The organism is Stenotrophomonas geniculata ATCC 19374 = JCM 13324 (assembly GCF_001431625.1).
Taxonomy (GTDB): Bacteria; Pseudomonadota; Gammaproteobacteria; order Xanthomonadales; family Xanthomonadaceae; genus Stenotrophomonas; species Stenotrophomonas geniculata.
Genome location: NZ_LLXT01000105.1, coordinates 70,674 through 95,732, shown reverse-complemented (window position 1 = coordinate 95,732; position 25,059 = coordinate 70,674). Strand labels below are relative to the sequence as shown.

The 25,059-nt window shown below is 65.9% G+C and carries 18 protein-coding genes; 10 read left to right on the top strand and 8 right to left on the bottom strand.

Annotated elements, in window-relative coordinates:
- The first annotated feature begins 51 nt into the window (after positions 1 to 51).
- The 5 genes from ARC63_RS11505 (at position 52) to ARC63_RS11485 (ending at position 4,012) form a co-directional block, all read left to right on the top strand.
- Positions 52 to 639 carry a glutathione peroxidase gene (locus ARC63_RS11505; protein ID WP_010480418.1) on the top strand — a complete coding sequence of 196 codons (588 nt, stop codon included), beginning with the start codon at positions 52 to 54 and terminating at the stop codon, positions 637 to 639.
- Positions 640 to 735: 96 nt separating this feature from the next.
- Positions 736 to 1,713 (top strand): FKBP-type peptidyl-prolyl cis-trans isomerase N-terminal domain-containing protein, encoded by a 978-nt coding sequence (locus ARC63_RS11500; protein WP_010480420.1) that lies wholly within the window; start codon positions 736 to 738, stop codon positions 1,711 to 1,713.
- A 23-nt stretch (positions 1,714 to 1,736) separates the two neighbouring features.
- Positions 1,737 to 3,086 carry a UDP-glucose dehydrogenase family protein gene (locus tag ARC63_RS11495; protein ID WP_010480421.1) on the top strand — a complete coding sequence of 450 codons (1,350 nt, stop codon included), beginning with the start codon at positions 1,737 to 1,739 and terminating at the stop codon, positions 3,084 to 3,086.
- Positions 3,079 to 3,315, top strand: a complete 237-nt coding sequence (locus ARC63_RS11490) for a SlyX family protein (RefSeq protein ID WP_057503350.1) — start codon at positions 3,079 to 3,081, stop codon at positions 3,313 to 3,315. The genes ARC63_RS11495 and ARC63_RS11490 overlap by 8 nt, the downstream gene beginning before the upstream one ends.
- 10 nt (positions 3,316 to 3,325) lie before the next feature.
- Complete coding sequence (locus ARC63_RS11485; RefSeq protein WP_057503349.1) at positions 3,326 to 4,012, top strand: DUF2058 domain-containing protein; 687 nt, start codon at positions 3,326 to 3,328, stop codon at positions 4,010 to 4,012.
- A gap of 48 nt (positions 4,013 to 4,060) precedes the next feature.
- Here ARC63_RS11485 and ARC63_RS11480 read toward each other — a convergent pair whose 3' ends face one another.
- The 4 genes from ARC63_RS11480 to ARC63_RS11465 all read right to left on the bottom strand — a co-directional run bounded on the left by ARC63_RS11480 (position 4,061) and on the right by ARC63_RS11465 (position 10,045).
- The gene (locus ARC63_RS11480; RefSeq protein WP_057503348.1) at positions 4,061 to 5,248 is read right to left on the bottom strand and encodes an MFS transporter; all 1,188 of its coding nucleotides are present in this window, start codon (positions 5,246 to 5,248) and stop codon (positions 4,061 to 4,063) included.
- Between the two features lie 79 nt (positions 5,249 to 5,327).
- On the bottom strand, positions 5,328 to 8,012 hold the full coding sequence (gene metH / locus ARC63_RS11475) for a methionine synthase (RefSeq protein WP_019337353.1): 2,685 nt from the start codon (positions 8,010 to 8,012) through the stop codon (positions 5,328 to 5,330).
- Positions 8,009 to 9,103, bottom strand: coding sequence for a homocysteine S-methyltransferase family protein (locus tag ARC63_RS11470; RefSeq protein ID WP_057503347.1), 1,095 nt, complete (start codon positions 9,101 to 9,103; stop codon positions 8,009 to 8,011). The genes metH and ARC63_RS11470 overlap by 4 nt, the downstream gene beginning before the upstream one ends.
- 12 nt (positions 9,104 to 9,115) lie before the next feature.
- Positions 9,116 to 10,045 (bottom strand): ArsR/SmtB family transcription factor, encoded by a 930-nt coding sequence (locus ARC63_RS11465; protein ID WP_010480432.1) that lies wholly within the window; start codon positions 10,043 to 10,045, stop codon positions 9,116 to 9,118.
- 152 nt (positions 10,046 to 10,197) lie between these two features.
- Here ARC63_RS11465 and ARC63_RS11460 point away from each other — a divergent pair, with 152 nt between their 5' ends.
- Together ARC63_RS11460 and ARC63_RS11455 are read left to right on the top strand one after the other, a co-directional pair.
- Complete coding sequence (locus tag ARC63_RS11460; protein WP_010480433.1) at positions 10,198 to 11,346, top strand: acyl-CoA dehydrogenase family protein; 1,149 nt, start codon at positions 10,198 to 10,200, stop codon at positions 11,344 to 11,346.
- Between the two features lie 157 nt (positions 11,347 to 11,503).
- Positions 11,504 to 11,767 carry a hypothetical protein gene (locus ARC63_RS11455; RefSeq protein ID WP_019337351.1) on the top strand — a complete coding sequence of 88 codons (264 nt, stop codon included), beginning with the start codon at positions 11,504 to 11,506 and terminating at the stop codon, positions 11,765 to 11,767.
- A gap of 183 nt (positions 11,768 to 11,950) precedes the next feature.
- Here ARC63_RS11455 and ARC63_RS11450 read toward each other — a convergent pair whose 3' ends face one another.
- Genes ARC63_RS11450 through ARC63_RS11440 form a run of 3 tightly spaced genes read right to left on the bottom strand, consistent with a single transcriptional unit; the run spans position 11,951 to position 17,064 of the window.
- Positions 11,951 to 15,124: a multidrug efflux RND transporter permease subunit gene (locus ARC63_RS11450; protein WP_057503346.1), complete on the bottom strand. Its 3,174-nt coding sequence runs from the start codon at positions 15,122 to 15,124 to the stop codon at positions 11,951 to 11,953.
- Positions 15,125 to 15,139: 15 nt separating this feature from the next.
- Entirely contained in the window at positions 15,140 to 16,408 is a 1,269-nt protein-coding gene (locus ARC63_RS11445; protein ID WP_010480436.1) for an efflux RND transporter periplasmic adaptor subunit, read from the bottom strand.
- Complete coding sequence (locus tag ARC63_RS11440) at positions 16,408 to 17,064, bottom strand: TetR/AcrR family transcriptional regulator (RefSeq protein ID WP_010480437.1); 657 nt, start codon at positions 17,062 to 17,064, stop codon at positions 16,408 to 16,410. Before ARC63_RS11440 ends, ARC63_RS11445 begins: the two co-directional genes overlap by 1 nt.
- Before the next feature lie 250 nt (positions 17,065 to 17,314).
- Between ARC63_RS11440 and ARC63_RS11435 the strand changes: the two genes are divergently transcribed.
- From ARC63_RS11435 to ARC63_RS11425, 3 genes are all read left to right on the top strand, one after another.
- Positions 17,315 to 22,291: an NAD-glutamate dehydrogenase gene (locus ARC63_RS11435; RefSeq protein WP_057503345.1), complete on the top strand. Its 4,977-nt coding sequence runs from the start codon at positions 17,315 to 17,317 to the stop codon at positions 22,289 to 22,291.
- Between the two features lie 295 nt (positions 22,292 to 22,586).
- A complete protein-coding gene (locus ARC63_RS11430) occupies positions 22,587 to 23,360 on the top strand; it encodes an NAD kinase (RefSeq protein ID WP_010480442.1) in 774 nt (257 codons plus the stop codon).
- 47 nt (positions 23,361 to 23,407) lie between these two features.
- Entirely contained in the window at positions 23,408 to 24,352 is a 945-nt protein-coding gene (locus tag ARC63_RS11425) for a 5'-nucleotidase (protein ID WP_010480444.1), read from the top strand.
- A gap of 135 nt (positions 24,353 to 24,487) precedes the next feature.
- On the opposite strand, the gene ARC63_RS11420 is transcribed toward ARC63_RS11425, so the two are convergent.
- Positions 24,488 to 25,039, bottom strand: a complete 552-nt coding sequence (locus ARC63_RS11420) for a DUF2939 domain-containing protein (RefSeq protein WP_057503344.1) — start codon at positions 25,037 to 25,039, stop codon at positions 24,488 to 24,490.
- Positions 25,040 to 25,059: the final 20 nt, after the last annotated feature.

Sequence of the window (25,059 nt, the reverse complement as noted above, 5' to 3'; positions counted from 1 at the left end):
CCCGGCCAGCGCTGGCCGGGCCTTGTGAATGGCTACCGCGGACCGCCTCTGATGCCCCTGCCGACCGTTTCCCCGTGCCGCCTGCGCGGCCTGTCCCTGCTGGCCCTGATGGTGGCCGGTGTCGCCGGTTCCGCCAGTGCGCTGGCGGCCGACCTGCTCGATCTGGAATACCGGCCGTTGGCCAGCAAGCAGCAGGTGAATCTGCAGCAGCGCTATCACGGGCAGGTGCTGCTGGTGGTCAACACCGCCAGCAAGTGTGGCTACACGCCGCAGTACGAAGGGCTGGAGGCGCTGCAGAAGCGCTATGCCGGCCGCGGTTTCGCGGTGCTGGGCTTCCCTTCCAATGACTTCAAGGGCCAGGAACCGGGTGACGAGAAGCAGATCCAGGACTTCTGCACCCTGACCTATGGCGTCAAGTTCCCGATGTTCGAGAAGGTGCATGTGGTCGGTACCCAGGCCACGCCGCTGTACCAGCGCTTGACCGCAGCGACCGGCGTTGCGCCGGCCTGGAACTTCCACAAATACCTCGTGGGCCGCGATGGCAAGGTCATTGCCCAGTTCGCCAGCAAGGTGACGCCGGACGATCCGCAGCTGACCGCGGCCATCGACAAGGCGCTGGCGGCAGCCGCCACGCATTGATATCCGGCACGCATGCCTCGACATCGACGGCATGCGTGCGACAATGCTTCTTTTCGCGCCGACGTCGGCGCCCAGACACTTCCAGGAATGCAGCGAATGAAGATGGGAATGCGCGGCGCCGCGGCGTCGGTTCTGATTCTGGCGATGGGCACTTCGGGTGTCGCTCTGTCGCAACAACCGGCTGCCCCCGCAGCCGCCAAGGAGACCGCAACCTTGAATTCCCCCAAGCAGAAGCTCGGCTATGCCATCGGCCTGGACGTGGCCAAGTCGTTCACCCCGATCGCCGAAGAGATCGATGTGGCCGCCCTGCGCACCGCCGTTGAGCGCTCGTTCGAGGGCCTGCAGCCGCAGATCACCCAGGAACAGGCCAAGGCCACCGATGCCGCCCTGCGCCAGGTCGTGATGGCCCGCAGTGGCCAGCAGGTGCCGGGCGTGGCACCGGGTTCGCAGCCGCCGAAGGTCGACCGCGTCAAGGTGTCGCAGATGATCGGCTCCTACTCGGTGGGCCCGTCGCTGGCGCAGCTGAAGGACGATATCGATGTCGCCTCGCTGTTTGACGCGATCAGCACCGGCCTGACCAAGGGCCAGCCGAAGATGACGGAAGCTGACGCGACCGCCACCATCCAGGCCTTCATGGGTGCCAAGCAGGCTGAAATGCAGGCCAAGGCCGCCCAGGCTGCGCAGACCAACCGCACGGAAGGCAACGCATTCCTGGCCAAGAACAAGACCCAGCCGGGCGTGGTGACCACCTCGTCGGGCCTGCAGTACCAGGTGATCCGCCCGGGTAGCGGCGAGCGTCCTCTGCCGAGCAGCAAGGTGCGCGTGAACTACGAAGGCAAGCTGCTCAACGGCACCGTGTTCGACAGTTCCTACGGCCGCCAGCCGGCCGAGTTCGGCCTGGACCAGGTGATCAAGGGCTGGACCGAAGGCGTCGCGCTGATGCCGGTCGGTTCGAAGTACCGCTTCTGGATCCCGGGCGAACTGGCCTACGGCGAGAACGGCACCCCGGGCGGCCCGATCGGCCCGAACGCGACGCTGACGTTCGACGTCGAGCTGCTGGGCGTTCTGCCGTAAGTCATTCAGGAGCGAATACGGATATGCGCGTTGCGATTTTTGGTACCGGTTACGTTGGACTGGTGACCGGTACCTGCCTGGCCGACGCAGGCCACCAGGTGGTCTGCGTGGACATCGATCAGGCCAAGGTCGATGGCCTCAACCAGGGCATCATCCCGATCTATGAGCCGGGCCTTGAGCCGATGGTGAAGGCCAACCATGCCGCCTCGCGGCTGGCGTTCACCACCGATGCGGCGGCCGCCATCGAGCATGGCCAGGTGGTGTTCATCGCCGTTGGCACGCCCCCGGACGAGGATGGCAGCGCCGATCTGCAGTACGTGCTGGCCGTGGCCCGCACCATCGGCCGGCACATGAGCGTGCCGACCGTGGTGGTCAACAAGTCGACGGTGCCGGTCGGCACCGCTGACAAGGTGCGTGCAGCCATCGCTGAAGAGCTGGCCGCGCGGGGCGCGGACATCGCCTTCGACGTGGTGTCCAACCCGGAATTCCTGAAGGAAGGCGACGCAGTCGCCGACTGCATGCGCCCGGACCGCATCATCATCGGTGCGACCAGCGAGGAGTCGGTGGCGGTGATGCGTCGCCTGTACGCGCCGTTCAACCGCAACCACGACCGTGTGGTGGAAATGGACGTGCGCTCGGCCGAGCTGACCAAGTACGCCGCCAACGCGATGCTGGCGACCAAGATTTCGTTCATGAATGAAATCGCCAACATCGCCGAACGCGTGGGTGCCGACGTCGAGCAGGTCCGCCAGGGCATCGGCTCGGACCCGCGCATCGGCTGGCACTTCATCTATCCGGGCGCCGGCTACGGTGGCTCGTGCTTCCCGAAGGACGTGCAGGCACTGGCCCGTACCGCCCAGCAGTATGGCCTGGAGCCGAAGCTGCTCAATGCGGTTGAAGCGGTCAACGATGCACAGAAGGGCCACCTGTTCGCCCTCATCCAGCGCCATTACGACAAGGGCGAGGACGAAGGCGTGCGCGGCAAGACGTTCGCCGTATGGGGCCTGGCCTTCAAGCCGAACACCGACGACATGCGTGAGGCCTCCAGCCGTCGCCTGCTGGCGCAGCTCTGGGAAGGCGGTGCCACGGTGCGTGCCTACGACCCGGAAGCGATGCATGAATCGCAGCGCATCTTCGGTGAGCGCGACGACCTCACGTTCTGCAGCACGGCAGGCGAAGCACTGCAGGGCGCCGATGCACTGGTGGTGGTCACCGAGTGGAAGCAGTTCCGCAGCCCCGACTTCCAGAAGCTGCGCGAGCAGTTGAAGGACGCAGTGGTGTTCGACGGCCGCAACCTGTATGAGCCGGGCGAAGTGGAAGCTGCAGGTCTTGCGTACTACGGCATTGGCCGGGGGCGCTCGTTGCATGTCTGATATGCCCACTGAACGCGAGCAGGCGCTGGAAGCGCGCCTGGTCGAGCTGGAAATGCGCGTGTCCTTCCAGGAACAGGCGCTGGCCGAACTGAGCGATGCGCTGGCTGATGCCCGCATGCAGGGCATGCGCAACGCCGATGTGCTGCGCGTGCTGCTGGAAGACCTGGGCAAGGTCCGCAACGCACTGAATTCTTCTGATCCGGCGAGCGAACCGCCGCCGCACTACTGATCCGAATCCTATGAGCGATACCCTCCGCGACCAGCTGATGGGCCTGGGCTTCAAGCCCGCGCCCAAGCCCGAGCGCAAGAATGATGGCCCCCGCCGTGATGGCCGCCCGCAGGGCAAGGGTGGCAACGGCAATGGAAAGCCGCAGGGCGCAGGCAAGGGCGAGCACAAGCCCGGCGAGCGTCGCGGGCACGGTCATGGTGGCGCGGGCAAGCCCGGCGGGCATGCGCGCGGTGGCCAGGGACAGCAGGGCCCGCGCAAGCCGCGCAGCGCCGAAGAGATGGACCTGGCCAAGGCCTATGCCATCCGCGCGCAGCGGGAGAAGGAAGAGCGCATCGAGACCGAGCGCCTGAAGCAGGAAGAAGCACGCGTTCGCCGCGAGGCGAAGGCCAAGCTGGAAGAACTGCTGAAGGACAAGAGCCTCAACGCCGAGGCGGCGGACATCGCGCGCCACTTCCCGTATGGCGGCAAGATCAAGCGCATCTACGTGACCGCCGAACAGCTGACCGCGCTCAATGCCGGTGAGCTGGGCGTGGTGCAGCTCAATGGCCGTTACCTGCTGGTGACTGCCGAGGTGCTGGCACAGTCCGAAGCGGTGTTCGCCGCCTCGGTGGCGCTGAAGGTCGATCCGGATGCGCCGGCCGAGGAAGATCCGTACGCGGACCCGCAGTACCAGGTGCCGGACGACCTGGTCTGGTAACTACACTTGCTGCACGATGAAAACGCCGGGCATTGCCCGGCGTTTTCGTTACCGGGCGCGCGCAATGCTGCGGCGTGCACGGATCAACGGCAGGCTCAGTGCGAAGAAGCACAGCAATGCGCCGACCATGGCAAACCCGCTCCCCGCCAGGAATGCGGTGCGGCCATCGTCGATCTTCCACAGCTGGCCGGCAATGAGCGCGCCCAGCACGCCGCCGACACCGGACGAGAAACCGTACAGCAGGCCCTGGCCATGGCCGTTGAGGCGGCCCGGGAAATAGGTCGCCAGCATCTGCATGGCTGCGGCGAAGAAAGCAGCAAAGCCGAGCGCATGCGCGGTCTGGGCCAGCAGCATCACCGGCAGGTTCTCCGGGAACAGCGCGGTGACCGCCCAGCGCAGGCAGGAACTGACCAGCGCGATCAGCAGCATCCAGCTGGCGTCGTAGCGACGGAAGAAACGGCCGATGGTGAAGAACACGCCGACCTCGAACACCACGCCGATGGTCCACAGCAGGCCGAGCGTGGATGTGCGGTAGCCGTGATGGTCCATGTAGACCGAGAAGAACGTGTAGTACGGTCCGAACGAAAGCTGCTCCATGAAGGCAGCGAGGAAGAACGCGAGTACCGGAGGGCGGCGCACGATCTGCCAGAAGCCGCTGGCGTCGCCTTCGGTCCGGCCGATGCCGCGCGCGTAGTGATTGCTGAAGGCGGAAGCGACCAGCAGGACGAACAGCGGCAGCATCATCCACGGCAGCAGCCCGGCGCGGCTGGAGGTGCCGTCACCTTCGATCAGCCAGCCGAACAGGGTCACGATGGCGATGAAGCCCAGTGAGCCCCAGACCCGGATCAGGCCGTAGCGATGGCTGTCGCTGCCGAGATGGGTGAGGGTGATCGACTCGAACTGTGGCATTACCGCGTTGTAGAAGAAGCAGAACACCACCATTGCCGGATACATCCACGGCTGCGGCAGAGGAAGCAGGAACGCGGCGAAGCTGATCAGGGTCAGCAGGCAGCCGATACGCAGCAGGCGGATCGGCCGTGGCGAGGCCGCCGCCAGCGAGGTCCAGGTGCTGGGCGCAACCACACGCGTTGCATACCACAGGCCCATCATCACGCTGATCGCGGTCACGCTCATGCCGCGCGCAGTGAGGAACAGGCTCCAGTACGGAGTGAACGCACCGAGCGCTGCGTAGTAGAACAGGTAGAAGCTGGAGAGGCGGGCAACGGGGACAGTCATCGCGGGAATCATGCACGGTAGCGCCGGGCCATGCCCGGCGGACGGGAGATGACGCCGGGCATGGCCCGGCGCTACCGCCTCATTCGGGATCGTAGTCGAGGTTGGAGGCCAGCCAGCGCTCGGCCTGGGCGCGGTCCACGCCCTTGCGGCGTGCGTAGTCGCCGACCTGTTCGCGGCTGAGCCGGCCGACCACGAAGTACTGGCTCTGCGGGTGGCTGAAGTAGTAACCCGATACCGCTGCGGTGGGCAGCATCGCGAAGCTCTCGGTCAACGCCATGCCGGCGTTCGCTTCGGCTTGCAGCAGATCGAACAGGCAGCGCTTTTCGCTGTGCTCCGGGCAGGCGGGATAGCCCGGCGCGGGGCGGATACCGCGATACTGTTCGTCGATCAGCGCCTCGTTGTCCAGCGTCTCGGCGTGGTCGTAGCCCCAGAATTCCGTGCGTACGCGCTGGTGCAGCCGCTCGGCCAACGCTTCGGCGAAGCGGTCGGCGAGGGCCTTGAGCAGGATCGCGTTGTAATCGTCATGGTCGGCCTCGAAGCGCGCCACGTGGGCGTCGATGCCGATGCCGGCGGTCACCGCGAAGGCGCCGATCCAGTCCTGCTGGCCACTGTCGGCCGGCGCGATGAAATCGGCCAGGCAGAAATCGGGGCGCTCGGCCGGCTTGTCCACCTGCTGGCGCAGGAAGTGCAGCGTGGTCTCGCCCTGCGGGTGCTGCACGCGCACGTCGTCGCCGACGCTGTTGGCCGGCCACAGGCCGAACACGGCCTTGGCGGTCAGCCACTTTTCGCCGACGATGCGCTCGAGCATCGCGCGGGCATCCTTGTACAGATCGCTGGCCTGAGTGCCGACGATCTCGTCGGTGAGGATGGCCGGGAACTTGCCGGCCAGCTCCCAGGCCTGGAAAAACGGCGTCCAGTCGATGTAGTCGACCAGTTCGGCCAGCGGGTAGTCGTCGAATACGTGCAGGCCGGGCTGGTTCGGTGCCGGCGGCGTGTAGCTGTCCCATCCTCCCTGGAATTTCTGCCCGCGTGCATGTTCCAGCGTGACCAGGCGCTTGGCATCGCCGCGATTGCGGTGGCGCGCGCGGATCTCGGCATAGTCGGCCTCGTTGGCGGCAACGAAGGCTTCACGCAGGTCACGCGAGATCAGCGACTGGGCCACGCCGACCGCGCGCGAGGCATCTTTCACCCACACCGTGGGGGCCTTGTAATGCGGGTCGATCTTCAGCGCGGTATGCGCACGCGAGGTCGTGGCGCCACCGATCAGCAGCGGCAGCTCGAAGCCCTGGCGCTGCATCTCGCGGGCGACGTGGCTCATCTCCTCCAGCGACGGAGTGATCAGCCCGGACAGACCGATCAGGTCGGCGTTGTGTTCACGGGCGGCATCGAGGATCTTCTGTGCCGGCACCATCACGCCAAGGTCGACTACTTCAAAGTTGTTGCAGGCCAGGACCACGCCGACGATGTTCTTGCCGATGTCATGCACATCGCCCTTCACCGTGGCCATGATGATCTTGCCGTTGCTCTTGGCGGTGTCGCCGCTGCGCGCCTTTTCCGCTTCGATGTACGGCAGCAGGTAGGCCACCGCCTTCTTCATCACGCGCGCGGACTTCACCACCTGCGGCAGGAACATCTTGCCGGCGCCGAACAGGTCGCCGACCACGTTCATGCCGTCCATCAGCGGGCCTTCGATCACATCCAGCGGGCGGCTGGAGGCCTGCCGGGCCAGTTCGGTGTCCTCTTCCACATAGGCGTCCAGGCCATGCACCAGCGCGTGCGCCAGGCGCTGCGCCACCGGCTTCTCGCGCCAGGCCAGGTCCTCGGTCTTTGCCGCGCCCTTCTTGCCCTTGTAGCGCTCGGCGATTTCCAGCAGGCGCTCAGTGGCGTCGCTGCGGCGGTTGAGGATCACGTCCTCCACGCGCTCGCGCAGTTCCGGCTCCAGCTCGTCGTAGATCGGCATGGCGCCGGCGTTGACGATGCCCATGTCCATGCCGGCGGCGATGGCGTGGTACAGGAACACCGAGTGGATGGCCTGGCGTACCGTTTCGTTGCCACGGAACGAGAACGACACGTTGGAGACACCGCCGGACACATGGCAGTGCGGCAGCGTCTGCTTGATGATGCGGGTGGCTTCGATGAAGTCCACTGCATAGTTGTCGTGCTCTTCGATGCCGGTGGCGACGGCGAAGATGTTCGGGTCGAAGATGATGTCCTGCGGCGGGAAACCGATCTCGTCGACGAGGATGCGGTAGGCGCGGGTGCATATCTCGACCTTGCGCGCGCAGGTATCGGCCTGCCCGCTTTCATCGAAGGCCATCACCACCGCGGCGGCGCCATAGCGCAGGACCTTGCGTGCGTGTTCGCGGAACAGTGCCTCGCCTTCCTTCAGCGAGATCGAGTTGACCACGCTCTTGCCCTGCAGGCATTTCAGGCCGGCCTCGATCACGCTCCACTTGGAGGAGTCGACCATCACCGGGATACGCGCGATGTCCGGCTCGGACATGATCAGGTTGAGGTAGCGGGTCATCGCCGCTTCCGAATCGATCAGGCCCTCGTCCATGTTGACGTCGAGGATCTGCGCGCCGCTGGCCACCTGCTGGCGGGCCACGTCCACCGCTTCTTCGTAGCGGCCTTCCTTGACCAGCTTGCGGAACTGCGCGCTGCCGGTGACGTTGGTGCGTTCGCCGACGTTGATGAACAGCAGATCCGGGGTAATGACCAGCGGTTCCAGCCCGGACAGGCGGGTGTAGGGCGAGGTGCTCATGCGGCCTGCTGCTCCTGGGAACCGGGCAGGGCGCGCGGCGGCAGCCCGGCCACGGCCTCGGCAATTGCACGGATATGGTCCGGGGTGGAACCGCGGCAGCCGCCGACCAGGTTCAGCAGGCCATCTTCGGCGAAGCCTCGCAGGGTACTGGCCATGTCCTCCGGCGTTTCGTCGTACTCGCCGAAGGCATTGGGCAGGCCGGCATTGGGGTGTGCGCTGACATAACAGCCGGCGACCTGTGCAAGGGTTTCCACGTGCGGGCGCATGGCATCGGCACCCAGCGCGCAGTTCAGTCCGATCGACAGCGGTCGTGCATGCGCCAGCGAGGCATGGAAGGCTTCCGCTGTCTGCCCGGACAGGGTGCGTCCGGATGCGTCGGTGATGGTGCCGGAGATCATCACCGGCAAGCGCGCGCCACGCGCATCAAAAGCCTCTTCCAGCGCATACAGCGCCGCCTTGGCGTTGAGCGTGTCGAAGATGGTCTCGACCATGAGGGTGTCGGCACCGCCGTCGATCAGGCCCTCGATCGCTTCGCGGTAGGTGTCGCGCAACTCGTCGAAGCTGGTGTTGCGGAAGCCCGGATCATTGACGTCGGGACTGATCGAGGCGGTGCGGCTGGTGGGGCCGATCACCCCGATCACGAAGCGGGGCTTGCCCGGCGTGGTCGCAGCCACTGCATCACAGCAGGTTCGCGCAACTGCGGCACCGGCCTTGTTCAATTCGTACACCAGGTGTTCGAGGTGGTAGTCGGCCTGGCTGACCGACGTGGCGTTGAAGGTGTTGGTCTCGACCAGATCCGCGCCCGCTTCCAGGTAGGCGGTGTGGATGTCGGCGACGATCTGCGGCCGGGTCAGCAGCAGCAGATCGTTGTTGCCCTTCAGGTCATGGCCTTCCGGTGTTGCGTGATCGCAGCCGGGGCCATGCAGATGGTCGTAGCCATCGGCGAAGCGCTCGCCACGGTAATCGTCTTCCTGCAGGCCATGGCGCTGGATCATCGTACCCATCGCGCCGTCGATGATCAGGATCCGCTCGCGCAGGGCGTCGAGCAGGGCGTTGGCACGATCAGGATGCAACCAGGGCAGGGCAGGCATGGCGGTCTCGGCTCAGGGCTTGTTGGCGATCAGTGAAATCACTTCAAAGTGCGGCGGACGCTTTTCGCGGGTAACCGTCTCCAGGCTGGACACCTGCAGGCCGGCCTTGTCGACGAACCTGCGCAGTTCCTTGTCACTGAAACCGAGGTTGACGTGGCCGTAAGCCTCCACTGCTGCCTTGTGCTCGTGGCGGGCGAGGCTGCACAGCAGCAGGCGGCCACCGGGGCGCAGCACGCGTGCGGCTTCGGTCACCGCCTGCGCCGGTTTGCTGGCGTAGGTCAGCGCATGCATCAGCACCACCAGGTCGAAGCTGCCGTCCTTGAACGGCAGGGCATGCATGTCGCCCTCGCGCACTTCCACATTGGGCAGGCGGCGCAGGCGCTCGCTGGCGGCGGCGACCACGCGTGCGCTGGTGTCGATACAGATGTAGCGCTTGGCATGCGGGGCGACGAGTTCGGCCAGCACGCCATCACCGGAGGCAATGTCCAGCACGTCGCCGGTTTCCAGCAGTGGCAGCGCGGTGCGCGCAAGGGCCTCCCAGGTCCGGCCTGGAGAATAGTGGCGCTCCATGTCGCCGGCCACGCTGTCGGCCCAGTTCTGGTCGGAGGCGCGGTGGGCCAGCACGGCGGCGACGCGTTCGGCGTCCTGGCGAAGCAGCGGGTCGTCGCTTCCATTGCTCAAGGCATGCCACAATGCACGCTGCGCCGGGTCCAGCTGGGCCTCGTCGAAGCGGTAATAGGCCGACACGCCGGCACGGCGGTCGCGAACCAGGCCGGCTTCCTTCAGGCGCGCCAGATGGGTGGACACCCGCGGCTGTGCCAGCCGGGTGATCGCCGACAGTTCGGCCACGGTCAGTTCCTCCTGCTCCAGCAGCGCCAGCAGGCGCACGCGGGTCGCATCGGCGAACACCTTCAGGCGGGTCGACCAGTCTTCAAGATCCATAAATATCTACCTATCGCGATATAGAGATATATTCGCTGAGAAGACCTGCCGCGGTCAAGTCGCTGGCGTACGGAAGCCGCCGGCCCCGGTACAATCGGGGCACCTGGGCACGCCGTGCGCGGCCCATAACATCATGTACCCGGGAGGGTGTTGTGGATTTCAGCTTTACTGAAGAGCAGTTGATGTTGCAGGACGTGGCGCGGCGGATCGCGCAGGAGAAGATCGCTCCGAGCGCGGAGCACCATGACCGTACCGGCGAGTTCCCGCTGGACAACATCCGCCTGCTCGGCGAGAACGGCCTGATGGGCATCGAAGTGCCGACCGAATACGGCGGCGCGGGCATGGACCCGATCGCGTACGTGCTGGCGATGGTGGAGGTCGCCGCCGCCGACGCAGCCCATTCGACCATCATGTCGGTGAACAACTCGCTGTTCTGCAACGGCATCCTCACTCACGGTACCGAAGCGCAGAAGCAGACCTACGTGCGTGCGATCGCCGAAGGCGAGGCCATCGGTGCATTCGCGCTGACCGAGCCGCAGTCGGGTTCGGACGCGACCGCCATGCGCTGCCGCGCGGTGAAGCAGGCCGACGGCACCTTCGTGATCAACGGCAAGAAGAGCTGGATCACCTCCGGCCCGGTGGCCAAGTACATCGTGCTGTTCGCGATGAGCGAGCCGGACAAGGGCGCGCGTGGTATCACCGCCTTCATCATCGATACCGACAAGGCGGGTTTCGGCCGCGGCAAGACCGAGCCGAAGCTGGGCATCCGTGCTTCGGCCACCTGCGAGATCGAGTTCAACGATTACGTGGCGCAGGCCGAAGACGTGCTGGGCCAGGAAGGCGAGGGCTTCAAGATCGCCATGAGCGTGCTTGATGCTGGTCGCATCGGCATCGCCTCGCAGGCCATCGGCATCGCCCGTGCCGCCTATGAAGCGACCCTGGAATACGTGAAGGAGCGCAAGGCGTTCGGCGCGGCCATCGGTACCTTCCAGATGACCCAGGCCAAGATCGCCGACATGAAGTGCAAGCTGGACGCAGCGCTGCTGCTGACCCTGCGCGCCGCATGGGTGAAGGGCCAGGGCAAGCGTTTCAGCACCGAAGCCGCGGTGGCCAAGCTGACCGCTTCGGAAGCCGCGATGTGGATCACCCACCAGGCGGTGCAGATCCATGGCGGCATGGGTTATTCGAAGGAAATGCCGCTGGAGCGCTACTTCCGTGATGCCAAGATCACCGAGATCTACGAAGGCACCTCGGAAATCCAGCGCTTGGTGATCGCCCGCAACGAGACCGGACTGCGCTGAGTGGCAAGGGCCGCGCCGCTGCAACGGCGGCGCGGCCGGTAGATCCACGCCATGCGTGGATCTACACGGTCTTCCTGGCCGGGCGATACCCGATCTGTTCCAATACAGGTCGTTTATTACGCGGTCTGCAAAGATGATCTATCGAGGTTGGGGATTCATGACGCTGGTGACGCCGATCGCAGCCATCCTGCTGCTGGCGTACTTCTTCCCGCATGAAGGCTCCAAGGGCAACACTCCACTGCCCCAGGTGCTGCTGGGTGCAGGCATCGGCGCAGCGGTGAACGTACTGCTGGGCCTGTGGCTCAATCGTGTGCCCCGGCAGAAGGGCGAGGCCGCACCCCATCACTTCTTCTTCCTGCCGATGCAATGGCCTGCGCTGGCTCTCGTGGTGGTGTGCGTGGTGATTGCGCTGCTGCGCTGAGACGTGGCCCGAACGGCGCCAACCAAGGTTGGCGGCTACCGGGCATGCCGCAGCTCTGGTGATTGCCAGCCGTCGGGCATGTCGTTGCTCTGGTAGATGCCAACCTTGGTTGGGATGCATTCAAAAGCAGAAAAAAGGCCCCGGATCGCTCCGGGGCCTTTCTCGTTTCAGCTCACCACCGGATCAACGATCCGGGCGGTGTGCAGCATCCGCATCACGCTGGCGTTCCATGAACTCCTTGGACGGTTCATCCAGCTTGTCGCCCAGCATGCGGCGCACGACCACGAAGAACACCGGGATCATCAACAGGCCGAGCAGGGTGGCGAACAGCATGCCGCCGATCACGCCGGTACCAATGGCGTGGCGGGAGTTGGCGCCGGCGCCGGTGGAGATCGCCATCGGGATCACGCCCATGATGAACGCGAACGAGGTCATCAGGATCGGTCGGAAACGCAGGCGTGCCGCCTCGATGGTGGCATCACGCAGGGTCTTGCCAGCTGCGCGCTGCTCCACCGCGAACTCGACGATCAGGATCGCGTTCTTCGCCGCCAGGCCGATCACGGTGATCAGGCCGATCTTGAAGAACAGGTCGTTCGGCAGGCCACGCAGCATGGACAGGCCGAGGGCGCCGAGCACGCCCAGCGGCACTACCAGCAGCACCGCCACCGGGATCGACCAGCTTTCATACAACGCGGCCAGGCACAGGAACACCACTACGATCGACAGCACCAGCAGCAGCGTCGCCGCGTTGCCGGCCAGGATTTCCTGGTAGGACATGCCGGACCAGTCGTAGCCGAAACCGGCCGGCAGGTCGTCGTTGACGATCGCCTCCATGGTCTGCATCGCCTCACCCGAGCTGGTGCCCGGTGCCTGCGAACCGACGATGTTGATCGCCGAGTAGCCGTTGTAGCGGCTCAGCGACGGCGGTGCCGACACCCATTCGGACTTGACCACCGTGTTGAGCGGGATCATCGCGTTGGTACCGTCGGCATTGGTGGTGAGGCTGGACGGGCTGTAGAAGCTCTTCAGCGACTCCTGGCCGGTGCGGTACGGGCCATCGGCCTGCATGGTCACGCGCTTGATGCGGCCTTCATAGAAGAAGTCATTGACGTACACCGGGGCCAGCATCAGCTGGATGGTGCTGTACACGTCCGACACCGACATGCCCATCGACTGCGCCTGCACGCGATCCACGTGCAGCTGCAGCTGCGGCGCGTTTTCCAGGCCGTTCGGGCGCACACCGACCAGGTGGTCCGGTTTCTGCGCGGCCTGGCCGAGCAGGATGTTGCGGGCCTGGGTCAGCTGCTCGTAACCGGCACCGCTACGGTCCTGCAGCCACATGTCGAAGCCACCGAACTGGCCAAGGCCCTGCACGGTGGGCAGGTTGACCACGAAGATCTGCGCTTCCTTGATGCCATAGAACGCGCCGTTCATGTTCTGGATGAACTCCGGCGCGGTGAACTTGCGTTCCTCCCACGGCTTCAGGCGGATGAAGCCCATGCCCACGTTCTCGCCGGAACCGACGAAGCTGAAACCGGCCACCTGCAGCATGCCTTCATAGCCATCCTGCTTTTCCAGGATGCCACGCATCTGCGCGAACACTTCGTTGGTCTGGCCCTTGGTCGAGCCCGGCGGCAGCTGCACGATCGCCAGCGCATAGCCCTGGTCCTCTTCCGGCAGGAAGCTGCCCGGCATGCGGGTGAACAGGAAACCGCACAGAGCGGTCAGCACCACGAACAGGATCATCCAGCGCGGCGCATGCCGCACCGCCGAGGTGATGTGGCCCACGTAGGTGTGGCTGATCTTGTCGTAGTACTTGTTGAAGGTGCGGTAGATGATGTTCGGGTTGTCGTTGTGCGTCGGCTTGAGGAAAGTCGCGCACAGCGCCGGGGTGAAGCCCAGGGCCAGGAACGCCGAGAACGCCATCGAGATGGCGATGGTCAGGGCGAACTGCTTGTAGATCTCACCGGCGGCGCCGCCCTGCAGGGCGGACGGGATGAACACCGCAGCCAGCACGACGGTGATCGCCACCACCGCGCCGGTGATCTGGGTCATCGCCTTCTGCGTGGCCGGCTTCGGCGCCAGGCCTTCCTCGGTCATGATGCGTTCGACGTTCTCGATCACCACGATCGCGTCATCGACCACGATGCCGATCGCCAGCACCATCGCGAACAGGGTCAGCTGGTTGATCGTGAAGCCGATCATCCACATGCCCAGGAAGGTACCGAGCAGGGCCACCGGGATGACCAGGGTCGGGATCAGGGTGGCGCGGAAGTTCTGCAGGAAGATCAGCATCACCAGGAACACCAGGAACACCGCCTCGAACAGCGTCTTGACCACTTCCTGGATCGAGATCTTGACGAAGGTGGTGCTGTCGTACGGCGAGAACCAGGTGACGCCGGCCGGGAAGCTGGGCTGCAGTTCGTCCATCTTGGCGCGCACCGCATCGGCCACGTTCAGGGCATTGGCGCCCGGCAGCAGCTGGATGGCGAAGGCGCCGGTCGGCTTGCCGTTGTACTGGGTGTCGAAGCCGTAGTTGTTGGCACCGAAGGCAACGCGGGCGATGTCCTTCAGCAGCACGCGCGAACCGTCAGCATTGGCGCGCAGGATGATGTTCTCGAACTCCTGCGGCGAACTGAAGCGGCCTTCGGCCGAGACCGTGGCGGTGAAGTGCTGGCCTTCCGGCGACGGGTCCGAACCCAGCGCACCGGCGGCGAACTGCACGTTCTGCGCGCGCACCGCCGCCAGCACCTGGCTGGCCGACAGGCCATAACCCTGCATCTTTTCCGGGTTCAGCCAGATGTTCATGGCGTACTCGGAACCGAACTGCTGCGTGCTGCCGACGCCGGGGATACGCGAGACCTGGTCGAGCACGCGCGAACCGACGATGTCGTTCAGGGCGTCACGGTTGATGGCGGGGGTATCGGACTGCAGCGCCACCACCATCAGGAAGCCGGCGTTGGCCTTGGCCACCACCACGCCCTGCTGGGTGACTTCCGAGGGCAGGCGTGGCGTGGCCAGCGAGACCTTGTTCTGCACCTGCACCTGGGCGATGTCCGGATCGGTACCGGTCTCGAAGGTCAGGGTGATCTGTGCACGGCCGTTGGAGGCGGACGAGGAGCTGAAGTACAGCAGGTGATCGATACCGGTCAGCTGCTGCTCGATCACCTGGGTGACCGACTTCTCCGTGGTGTCGGCACTGGCACCCGGGTAGGTGGCCGAGACGGTGACCTGCGGCGGGGCGATGTTGGGATAGGACTCCACGCCCAGGTTGAGGATCGCGATCACGCCGCTGAGCGAGATCAGGATCGCAACCACCCAGGCGAAGACTGGATGTTCGATGAAAAATTTAGGCATGACGGAAGGTTCCCGTTACTGCTTGTTCGAATCGGTGGCTGCCGGCTTGGCCGCATCGGCCTGCTCGGGCTTGGCCGCGTCGGCCGGTGCCTTGCCTGCGGCCGGTGCCGCGCCCGCCGGAGCGGCGCCGCCTGCGGCAGGCTTGCCGTTGGCGTCCTGCCCCGGGGTCCACGGCTTGGCGACTGCCGGTGCGCCTTCCTTGACCTTCTGCACGCCGGCCACGATCACCTTGTCACCGGCGGCCAGGCCGTCGCTGACCAGCCAGTTGCCGTTCTGTGCACCGTCGGTCTTCACGTTCTTGCGGATGACCTTGCCGTCGGCACCGACCACCATCACGTAGCCGCCGGTGGTGTCACGCAGCAGTGCCTGCTGCGGCACCAGGTAGGCGTTGTTGCGCTCGCCCAGGTTGGCCTGGAAGCTGACGAAGGCACCCGGCAGCAGGATCTGCTGCGGGTTCGGCAGCAGCGCACGCAGCGACACCGCGCCGGTGGCCGGGTCGACCGTGGTCGAAGAGAAGTCCAGCGTGCCCGGCTCGCTGTAAGTGGTGCCGTCGGCCAGCTTGACGTTGACCGTGGCCTTGCCGTCACCCGACAGCGCCAGCGCGCCCTTGGCCTGCTGCGCACGCAGCTGGGTCAGCTCATCCACGCTCAGCGAGAAGTTCACGTACAGCGGGTCGAGCTGGTCGACGGTGGTCAGCAGGGTCACATCGCCCTGGCCGACCAGTGCGCCCTCGGTGACCTGCTGCTTGTTGGCCACGCCACTGATCGGTGCGGTCACTTCGGTATAGCCCAGGCTGATGCGCGAGGAGGTCACCGCCGCTTCGGCCTGCTTGACCGCGGCCAGCGCGGTGCGTTCGGCCGATTCGGCGTTGTCCAGGTCGGACTTGGAGACGAACTGCTGCGGCGCCAGCGAACGGGCGCGGTCGGCGGCCACCTTGGCATTGGCGTAGGTGGCGCGGGCCGAAGCCAGCTGGGCCTCGGAGGCGTTGAGCGAGGCACGCAGCGGCGCCGGGTCGATCAGGAACAGGGGTTGCCCCTGCTTGACCTGGGAGCCTTCCTGGTAGACGCGCTTGAGCAGTACGCCCGGCACGCGCGCACGCACGTCGGCGCTGCGGAACGGCGACAGGCGGCCGACCAGCTCACGCTGCAGCGGCAGGGTCTGCGGCTTGGCGTCGATCACGCCCACCTCCGGCGGCGGGGGCGTCTGCTGTTCCGGCTTCTTGCAGGCAGCCAGCGCGACAGCAACGGCGCACGTCAAGGCAAGGGTGCGGAGTGGGGCGGTCATCAGGAGGAACTCCGGGGTTGGTTTGAAGACGGGGCCGGCGACGGCTGAGGCGCGAAGGCGCGCAGGAAGCTGTCGACGGAGAACTCTGCCCAGCGCCGACGCAGCTGCGCGTCATCACGATGGGGGGTATGGAAGCGCTGTTTGTCGAAATCCTGACCGGCGATCATGCTCAGCAGCAGTTCGGCCATGAAGTGCGGGTCGTCATGCCGGAGCTGGCCTCGCATGCAAACGGTTTCAATCCATTCAGCAAGATGAAGCGTCAGCGCGCCGGCACCATGCCGGTACAGCGTACGCGCCTCTTCGGGAAACTGGGATGCATCGGCGGCGATCAGCCGACAGGCCTGGCCCACGTGCGGTTGGTTGAAGTGCTCCAGAAAGTCGGTGGCGAACTGGAGCAGGCTGGCACGCAGGTCGTCAGTGCGGAGTGCACGAACCATGGCGCCGGTGGCGTGGCCGACGTGGCGCTGCATCACCCGGCGCAGCAGTTCCTGCTTGCTGCCGTAACGCGAGTACAGGGTCTGCTTGGAGCAGCCGGCGTGCTGGGCCACCGCATCCATGCTCATCTGCATGCCCTGCTGGGCCAGCAGCTCGCGCACGGCATCGAACACGCGCTCATCGCGTGCGTCGAGGGCAACGGGGAGGTAGGCCGGATTCACGCGGTGGACTATACCGTCCAGTTCAGGATTGTGGAATCGAATCGGTGTCGCCGCGTGTGTCTTCCGGTAACGCGCTTTGCCGATCCTGTCGGCAGTGCTGAAGCGGGCGCCAGCACCATACCGGTGCGAACTGAATAGGCGTCTAAACCGCAGCAAACCCGAATCTGGTTATTCCGTCCTGCAGCAAGGCCTTTTCGTGCGGTAGGGCTACAATTTCATTTTCCCAACTGAGCAAGCGCATCGCTCTGCCATGAAACCGCAAAAAACCGCAGCCAAGACCGTGAAAAACAAGACCAAACCAGCAGAAGCGGAGGTCGCAGTGACCGCTGGTTTCTCCCTGGAGCCGGTGTACACGGCCTTGCGCAAGCGCTACCCCGCGGCCGCACAGGCCGAAGCAGTGGCATTTGCCACTGACTTCTACAAGCGCATGGAGTCGGACGAGTTCCCGCACCACAGCGCTGAAGAGTGGGCCGCTCTCGCGGCTGAGACGCTGGAATTCGCCCGTGCCCGCAAGGCCGGCAAGGCCAACGTCCGCGTGTTCAATCCGACCGCGAAGGCCAACGGTTGGGAGTCGCCGCACACCGTGCTGCAGATCGTCAACGACGACATGCCGTTCCTGGTCGACACCGTCACCATGTCGCTGGCCGAACAGGGCGTGGGTGTCCACGTGCTGGGCCACCCGGTGCTGCGTTTCACCCGCGACAAGGCCGGCAAGCTGGTCAAGGTCGGCGAAGGCGATGCCGAGTCGGTGATGCTGCTGGAGATCGACCGCCAGCCGGCCGACGCCATGGCCGCCATCGAGCAGGCCATCAACAAGGCGCTGGACGAAGTGCGTGCGATCGTGCGCGACTGGCAGCCGATGAAGGACAAGGCGCTGGCACTGGCCGACGACCTGGGCAGCCGCCAGCTGCCGGTCGACGACGCGTCGCGCAAGGAAGCACAGGAGTTCCTGCGCTGGGCCGCCGACAACCACTTCACCTTCTTCGGCTACCGCGAGTACCGCGTCGAGAAGCAGGGCAAGGAAGACGTGCTGGCGCCGCTGAACGACACCGGCCTGGGCCTGATGCGCGGCAAGGACAAGTCCGCCGCCCGTCCGGTCAAGACCCTGGCCGCGCAGGGCCTGAACACCACGTCCGGGCTGAAGGACGCGCTGATCCTGACCAAGACCAATGCCCGTTCGCGGGTGCACCGCGCCGGCTACATGGACTACATCGGCGTGCTGGAATTCGACGCCAAGGGCAAGATCATCGGCGAGCAGCGCTTCCTCGGCCTGTTCACCTCCAGCGCCTATAACCGTCGCCCGTGGGAAATCCCGCTGGTGCGCCAGCGCCACGAGCACGTGATGAAGCAGTCGGGCCTGGCCCCGGCCAGCCACAGCGGCAAGGCCCTGCGCCACATCCTGGAAACCCTGCCGCGCGAAGAACTGTTCCAGTCCAGCGAGGACGAACTGTTCCGCACCGCGATGGGCGTGCTGGGCCTGCAGGAGCGCGTGCGCAGCCGCCTGTTCCTGCGCCGCGACAAGTACAGCCGTTTCATTTCCGCGCTGGTCTACCTGCCGCGCGAGCGCTTCAACACCGACGTGCGCCTGCGCATCGAAGCAATGCTGAAGGAAGCGCTGCACGGCGAGTACGTGGACAGCTCGGTGGTGCTGGGCGAATCGCCGCTGGCCCAGGTGCACCTGATCGTGCGCCCGAAGCCGGGTGAAATGCTCGACGTCGATACCGCCGAACTGGAGCAGAAGCTGGCCCAGGTGCTGCGCAACTGGCAGGACGACCTGCGCGAAGCGCTGGTGTCCCGCCATGGCGAGACCGAAGGCCTGCGCATCGCCGCCCGCATCGGCAAGGCGTTGCCGGCCGGCTACATCGAAGACAACAGCACCGCGGTTGCCGCCAACGATGTCAGTCAGCTCGACGCCCTGACCGGCCCGGACGACCTGCGCCTGAGCCTGCAGGCCGTGCCGCGCGAAAGCGGCGATGGCCTGCGCCTGAAGCTGTATCGCCAGCTGGACGACATTCCGCTGTCGGATGCGCTGCCGATGATGGAAAACATGGGCCTGCGCGTGATCGCCGAGCGTCCGTACCGCCTGTCGGTCGACAACGCGCCGGTGTACGTGCAGGACTTCGAGGTCGAATCGACCGCCGGCGCGATCGATGCCGCCAGCGTCGATGAAGCCTTCGGCGAGACCTTCGCCCGCGTCTGGCACGGCGATGCCGAGAACGATGGCTTCAACCGCCTGGTGCTGGCTGCCGGCCTGCATTGGCGCCAGGTCGCCATGCTGCGTGGCTACTGCAAGTACCTGCTGCAGACCGGCGTGCCGTTCTCGCAGGCCTACGTGGAAGGCACCTTCGCGCGCTACCCGCTGCTGGCCCGCCTGCTGGTCGAGCTGTTCGAAGCGCGCTTCGATCCGGCCACCGGCCACGAGAGCAAGGACGACATCGCTGCCGGCCAGGCCCAGCTGAAGGCCCACTTCGATGTGCTGGCTGCTGGCGACGACGCCACCCTGAAGGTGCTCAAGACCGTGGTCGACGCCCGCAAGGGTGACCGCGACGCACAGATGCAGGCTGCGCGCGATGCGCTGCTGAAGCTGATGGACCGCGTGTCCAGCCTGGACGAGGACCGCATCCTGCGCTCGTTCATGGGTGTGATCGACGCGACCCTGCGTACCAGCTACTACCAGACCGATGCCAACGGCCAGCACGGCCATGTCATCAGCTTCAAGTTCGATTCGGCGCTGGTGCCGGACCTGCCGAAGCCGCGCCCGTACCGCGAAATCTTCGTCTACGGCCCGCGCGTGGAAGGTACCCACCTGCGCTTTGGCGCCGTGGCCCGTGGTGGCCTGCGCTGGTCGGATCGTCGCGAAGACTTCCGTACCGAAGTGCTGGGCCTGGTCAAGGCGCAGATGGTCAAGAACACCGTCATCGTGCCGGTCGGCGCGAAGGGTGGCTTCTTCGCCAAGATGCCGCCGGTGAATGGCGATCGCGATGCGATCTTCGCCAACGGCGTGGCCTGCTACAAGCTGTTCATCCAGGGCCTGCTGGACATCACCGACAACATCGTCAACAACAAGATCGTGCCGCCGGTGGATGTCGTGCGCCACGACATGGACGATCCGTACCTGGTGGTGGCGGCCGACAAGGGCACCGCGACCTTCTCCGACATCGCCAACGGCCTGGCCATTGCGCACGGCTTCTGGATGGGCGATGCATTCGCCTCCGGTGGTTCGGTCGGTTACGACCACAAGGGCATGGGCATCACCGCACGCGGTGCGTGGGAGTCGGTCAAGCGCCACTTCCGTGCGCTGGGTCGTGACAGCCAGAGCCAGGACTTCACCGCGGTCGGCGTCGGCGACATGTCCGGCGACGTGTTCGGCAACGGCATGCTGCTGTCGCGCCACATCCGCCTGGTCGCTGCATTCGACCACCGCCACATCTTCCTGGACCCGAACCCGAATGCGGCCACCACGTTCGTCGAACGTGAGCGCCTGTTCACCGTGCCGCGTTCGAGCTGGGCGGACTACGATGCCAAGCTGATCAGCAAGGGCGGCGGCATCTATCCGCGCAGCCTGAAGTCGATCGAGATCACCCCGCAGGTGCGTGAAGCGCTGGGCCTGGACGACAACGTCAAGGCGCTGTCGCCGAACGATCTGATGAGCGCGATCCTGAAGGCACCGGTCGACCTGCTGTGGAACGGCGGCATCGGTACCTACGTGAAGGCTGCCAGCGAGCAGCACAGCGATGTCGGCGACCGCGCCAACAACGCGCTGCGCGTGAATGGTGGCGAGCTGCGCTGCAAGGTAGTGGGCGAGGGCGGCAACCTGGGCATGACCCAGCTGGGCCGCATCGAAGCCGCGCAGGCCGGCGTGCTGCTCAACACCGACTTCATCGACAACTCGGCCGGTGTCGACACCTCCGACCATGAAGTCAACATCAAGATCCTGCTCAATGATGTGGTGCGGGCCAAGAAGCTGACCGTCGAGCAGCGCAACAAGCTGCTGGCCTCGATGACCGATGAAGTCGCAGAGCTGGTGCTGAATGACAACTACCGCCAGAACCAGGCCCTGAGCCTGATGGAGCGGATGGCGGTCAAGCGCCTGGGTTCCAAGCAGCACTTCATCCGTACCCTGGAACAGCAGGGGCTGCTCGACCGCCAGATCGAGTTCCTGCCGTCCGACGCCGAGCTGTCCCAGCGCAAGGCACGTGGCCAGGGCCTGACCCGTCCGGAACTGTCGGTGCTGCTGTCCTACTCCAAGCTGGTGGCGTTCGCCCAGCTGCTGGATTCGGACATCCCGGAAGATCCGTACCTGTCCAAGGAACTGCAGCGCTACTTCCCGACCCCGCTGCAGAAGAAGTACGCCGACGCGATGGAGCGTCACCGCCTGAAGCGCGAAATCATCGCCACGGCCGTGACCAACCAGACCATCAACCGCATGGGCGCTACCTTCCTGATGCGCATGCAGGAAGACACCGGCCGTTCCATCGCCGAGGTCGCCAAGGCCTACACCATCAGCCGCGAAACGCTGGATGCACGCGCGCTGTGGGCGCAGATCGATGCCCTCGACGGCAAAGTGCCGGAGTCGGTGCAGATCGATGCGCTGGAAGTGATCTGGAAGCTGCAGCGCTCGTTCGTGCGCTGGCTGCTGTCGCGCCCGGGTGCGATGCCGGGCATCACCGAAGCGGTCAACCGCTACCAGGGTCCGTTCAACGACATCCGCGTTGCTTCGGGTGTGCTGCCGGATTCGCAGCGTCCGACCTACGAAGCCCTGGTGGCCGAGTGGAAGGAAAAGGGCCTGCCGTCCGCGCTGGCGCAGCAGCTGGCCGAACTGCACTTCCTGGAGCCGGCGTTCGACATCATCGAACTGGCCCGCACCCGCAAGCTGAAGCCGGTGGACGTGTCCAAGGTCCACTTCCGCCTGGGCGATGCCCTGCAGCTGCCGTGGCTGTTCGAGCAGGTCGACGCGCTGGAGGTCAACGGTCGTTGGCACGCCGTGGCACGTGGCGTGCTGCGTGACGAACTGGCGGCCAACCACCGCAACCTGGCCGGCCAGGTGCTGGGCACCAAGGGCAGCAGCGCGGAGGCCAAGGTCGCAGCCTGGATGGGCCGTGACGACAACAGCCTGCGCTTCACCCTGGCGATGCTGGCCGAACTGGCCGAGCAGAAGACCCTGGACTACCCGACCGTTTCGGTCGCAGTCCAGCGCCTGGGCCAGCTGGCCGCGCACGGTGCGTAAGTGATGTAACGCCGGGCGCTGCCCGGCATGCGTGAAACACAGCGGCCCCGCGAAAGCGGGGCCGTTCTGTTTTTGCCTGTCTATTCTGCGATCACTGACCCGACGCCGGCCGTCGACCTGTCAGGTGGATGTCCGGCCCGTCCGCCGGGACCGTGAGCGCCATGGATGGCGCGACCGAGCCCCCAGGAATGGGTTTACGGCGTGTCCCGGCGGACGGGCCGGTCATCCGCCCAGCGGAGTCCAACCTCCGGCGCTCGGTTATGCTCTCCCTCATGCCTTCCCCCCGGATCCACCGATGAGCGACACCCCCCGCATCGCTTTCCTGGCCAGCACCACCGAACCTGCGCAGATGGCTCGCGCGGCGATGATTTCGCGTTATGGCGATCACACGCCGGAGCAGGCCGACGTACTGTGCCCGCTGGGTGGCGACGGCTTCATGCTGCAGACCCTGCACCGGCACGGGCACCTGGGCAAGCCGGTGTTCGGCATGAAGCTGGGCACGGTCGGTTTCCTGATGAACCAGTACCGTGGCGACGATGACGTGCAGGCCCGCATTGCGCGCGCCGAACCGGCCAACCTGCGCCCGCTGGAAATGGTCGCGCTGACCGAATCGGGCACCAGTACCGGTTCGCTGGCCTACAACGATGTCTCGCTGCTGCGGCAGACCCGGCAAGCCGCGCATATCGGCATCGACCTGAACGGCCAGGAGCGCGTGGCTGAACTGATCGGCGACGGCGTGCTGGTGGCCACCCCGGCCGGCAGCACCGCCTATAACTATTCCGCGCATGGCCCGGTGCTGCCGCTGGGCTCGCACACCATCGCGCTGACGCCGTTGGCGCCCTATCGCCCACGGCGCTGGCGCGGCGCGATCCTGAAGGCGGATACCGAAGTGCGCTTCCGCGTGCTTGATCCGTACAAGCGTCCGGTCAGCGTGACCGCCGATTCGCACGAGACCCGCGACGTGGTCGAGGTGACCATCCGCGAGTCGAAGGACCGCCGCGTGACCCTGCTGTTCGACCCGGAGCACAATCTGGAAGACCGGATCCTGAGCGAACAGTTCGTTTTTTGAGGACAATAGGCGGCCGGCCATGCCGACCGCTTGAAGGACCCCCACCGATGGGCGACAACTCCCCCCGTTTGCTGACCGTCGCGGTGACCTCGCGCGCGCTGTTCGACCTCGAGGAAAGCCACGCGTTGTTCGAGAGCGATGGCGTGGCGGCCTATGCCGAGTTCCAGCGTCAGCACGAAGACGACATCCTCGGCCCGGGTGTGGCGTTCCCGGTGGTGCGCAAGCTGCTGGCGTTGAACCAGGGCGCCAGCCCGGAGAACCCGCGGGTCGAGGTCATCCTGCTGTCGCGCAACTCGGCCGATACCGGCCTGCGCATTTTCAACTCGATCCAGCACTACGGCCTGGGCATCATCCGCGCGACGTTCACCGCCGGCGAGCCGACCTGGCCCTACGTGAAGCCGTTCGGCACCGACCTGTTCCTGTCGGCCAACCCGGAATCAGTGCGCAGCGCGTTGCGCCATGGCATCGCTGCGGCCACCATCCTGCCCAAGCCGCCCGGCGAAACCGCCGCGGCGGCAGCCGATCAGATCGACATCACCCGCCCGGCCGGGCAGCTGCGCATCGCCTTCGACGGTGATGCGGTGATCTTCGGTGATGAGAGCGAGCGCATTTCGCGCGAGCAGGGCGTGGAAGCGTTTGGCCGCCACGAGCGCGAACGTGCCCGGGAACCGCTCAGTGGCGGCCCGTTCCGTGGCTTCCTGTCGGCCCTGCATACGCTGCAGGAAGTCTTCCCGGCCGGCGAAAGCGCACCGATCCGCACCGCATTGGTGACCGCACGCTCGGCACCGGCGCACGAGCGGGTGATCCGCACCCTGCGCGAGTGGGGCGTGCGCCTGGACGAGGCGCTGTTCCTCGGCGGCCGCCACAAGGGCCCGTTCCTGCAGGCGTTCGGCGCCGACATCTTCTTCGATGATTCGCAGCACAACATCGACAGCGCCCGCGAGCATGTGGCCGCCGGCCACGTACCGCACGGCGTCGCCAACGAAGGCTGAAGCCATGCCGGGTAGGTGCCGACCGTCGGTTGGCACTGCCATGCATCGGCGCCCACCAAGGTGGGCATCTACCAGAGCCGCATGCCCCGGTAGTTGCCAACCTAGGTCGGCATCGCCCTCAGGCCCCGGGTACGATCAAGGGCTGCCCGACATCCCCAGCTGCAGGTCCACCACCTTCCAGCGCAGGCCCTGCGGCTCCAGCACGACCTTCATCGGCGGCTGGCCGGGGCCGCGATCGACATCGATCACGAAGCGGTCCAGCGCTTCGAAATGATGCTCGGCATGCTTCAGCGGTCGCGCCGGCTCGGTCGGGCCGAAGGCATCGCCGCCCTGCAGTTCATTGCGGCCGCGCTTCCACAGCACGTGGCCCTGCAGCATCGCGCCGATACCGGTCGGGGTCACCATGGTGTCCACCGCGGCACCGCCTAGCTGGTCGCCCAACCCATACAGCAGGGCACCGAAGGGACTGGCCGCCACATCCGGGCCGGCCTGGCGCACCAGGTAGTCGTTGAGCTGCGCCCGCAGGCTGCTGCGCACGCGCGGGAAATCCACGTAGCGCTCCAGGCGCGCGGTGTCGCGCTGTTCAATGGCCTGGGACAGCCCGCGCACGGTCATGTAGGGGCCACCGAACCACCAGGCGGCCAAGGCCAGGACCAGCAGCACAACGAGTACAGTGAGTTTCTTCATGCCGCACAGACTGCCGCAAC

Excerpts from the sequence above, each read along its gene's own strand:
- ARC63_RS11505 (WP_010480418.1), top strand. The coding sequence starts at position 52 with ATGCCCCTGCCGACCGTTTCCCCGTGCCGCCTGCGCGGCCTGTCCCTG.
- ARC63_RS11500 (WP_010480420.1), top strand. The coding sequence starts at position 736 with ATGAAGATGGGAATGCGCGGCGCCGCGGCGTCGGTTCTGATTCTGGCG.
- ARC63_RS11495 (WP_010480421.1), top strand. The coding sequence starts at position 1,737 with ATGCGCGTTGCGATTTTTGGTACCGGTTACGTTGGACTGGTGACCGGT.
- ARC63_RS11490 (WP_057503350.1), top strand. The coding sequence starts at position 3,079 with ATGTCTGATATGCCCACTGAACGCGAGCAGGCGCTGGAAGCGCGCCTG.
- ARC63_RS11485 (WP_057503349.1), top strand. The coding sequence starts at position 3,326 with ATGAGCGATACCCTCCGCGACCAGCTGATGGGCCTGGGCTTCAAGCCC.
- ARC63_RS11480 (WP_057503348.1), bottom strand. The coding sequence starts at position 5,248 with ATGACTGTCCCCGTTGCCCGCCTCTCCAGCTTCTACCTGTTCTACTAC.
- metH (WP_019337353.1), bottom strand. The coding sequence starts at position 8,012 with ATGAGCACCTCGCCCTACACCCGCCTGTCCGGGCTGGAACCGCTGGTC.
- ARC63_RS11470 (WP_057503347.1), bottom strand. The coding sequence starts at position 9,103 with ATGCCTGCCCTGCCCTGGTTGCATCCTGATCGTGCCAACGCCCTGCTC.
- ARC63_RS11465 (WP_010480432.1), bottom strand. The coding sequence starts at position 10,045 with ATGGATCTTGAAGACTGGTCGACCCGCCTGAAGGTGTTCGCCGATGCG.
- ARC63_RS11455 (WP_019337351.1), top strand. The coding sequence starts at position 11,504 with ATGACGCTGGTGACGCCGATCGCAGCCATCCTGCTGCTGGCGTACTTC.
- ARC63_RS11450 (WP_057503346.1), bottom strand. The coding sequence starts at position 15,124 with ATGCCTAAATTTTTCATCGAACATCCAGTCTTCGCCTGGGTGGTTGCG.
- ARC63_RS11445 (WP_010480436.1), bottom strand. The coding sequence starts at position 16,408 with ATGACCGCCCCACTCCGCACCCTTGCCTTGACGTGCGCCGTTGCTGTC.
- ARC63_RS11435 (WP_057503345.1), top strand. The coding sequence starts at position 17,315 with ATGAAACCGCAAAAAACCGCAGCCAAGACCGTGAAAAACAAGACCAAA.
- ARC63_RS11430 (WP_010480442.1), top strand. The coding sequence starts at position 22,587 with ATGAGCGACACCCCCCGCATCGCTTTCCTGGCCAGCACCACCGAACCT.
- ARC63_RS11425 (WP_010480444.1), top strand. The coding sequence starts at position 23,408 with ATGGGCGACAACTCCCCCCGTTTGCTGACCGTCGCGGTGACCTCGCGC.
- ARC63_RS11420 (WP_057503344.1), bottom strand. The coding sequence starts at position 25,039 with ATGAAGAAACTCACTGTACTCGTTGTGCTGCTGGTCCTGGCCTTGGCC.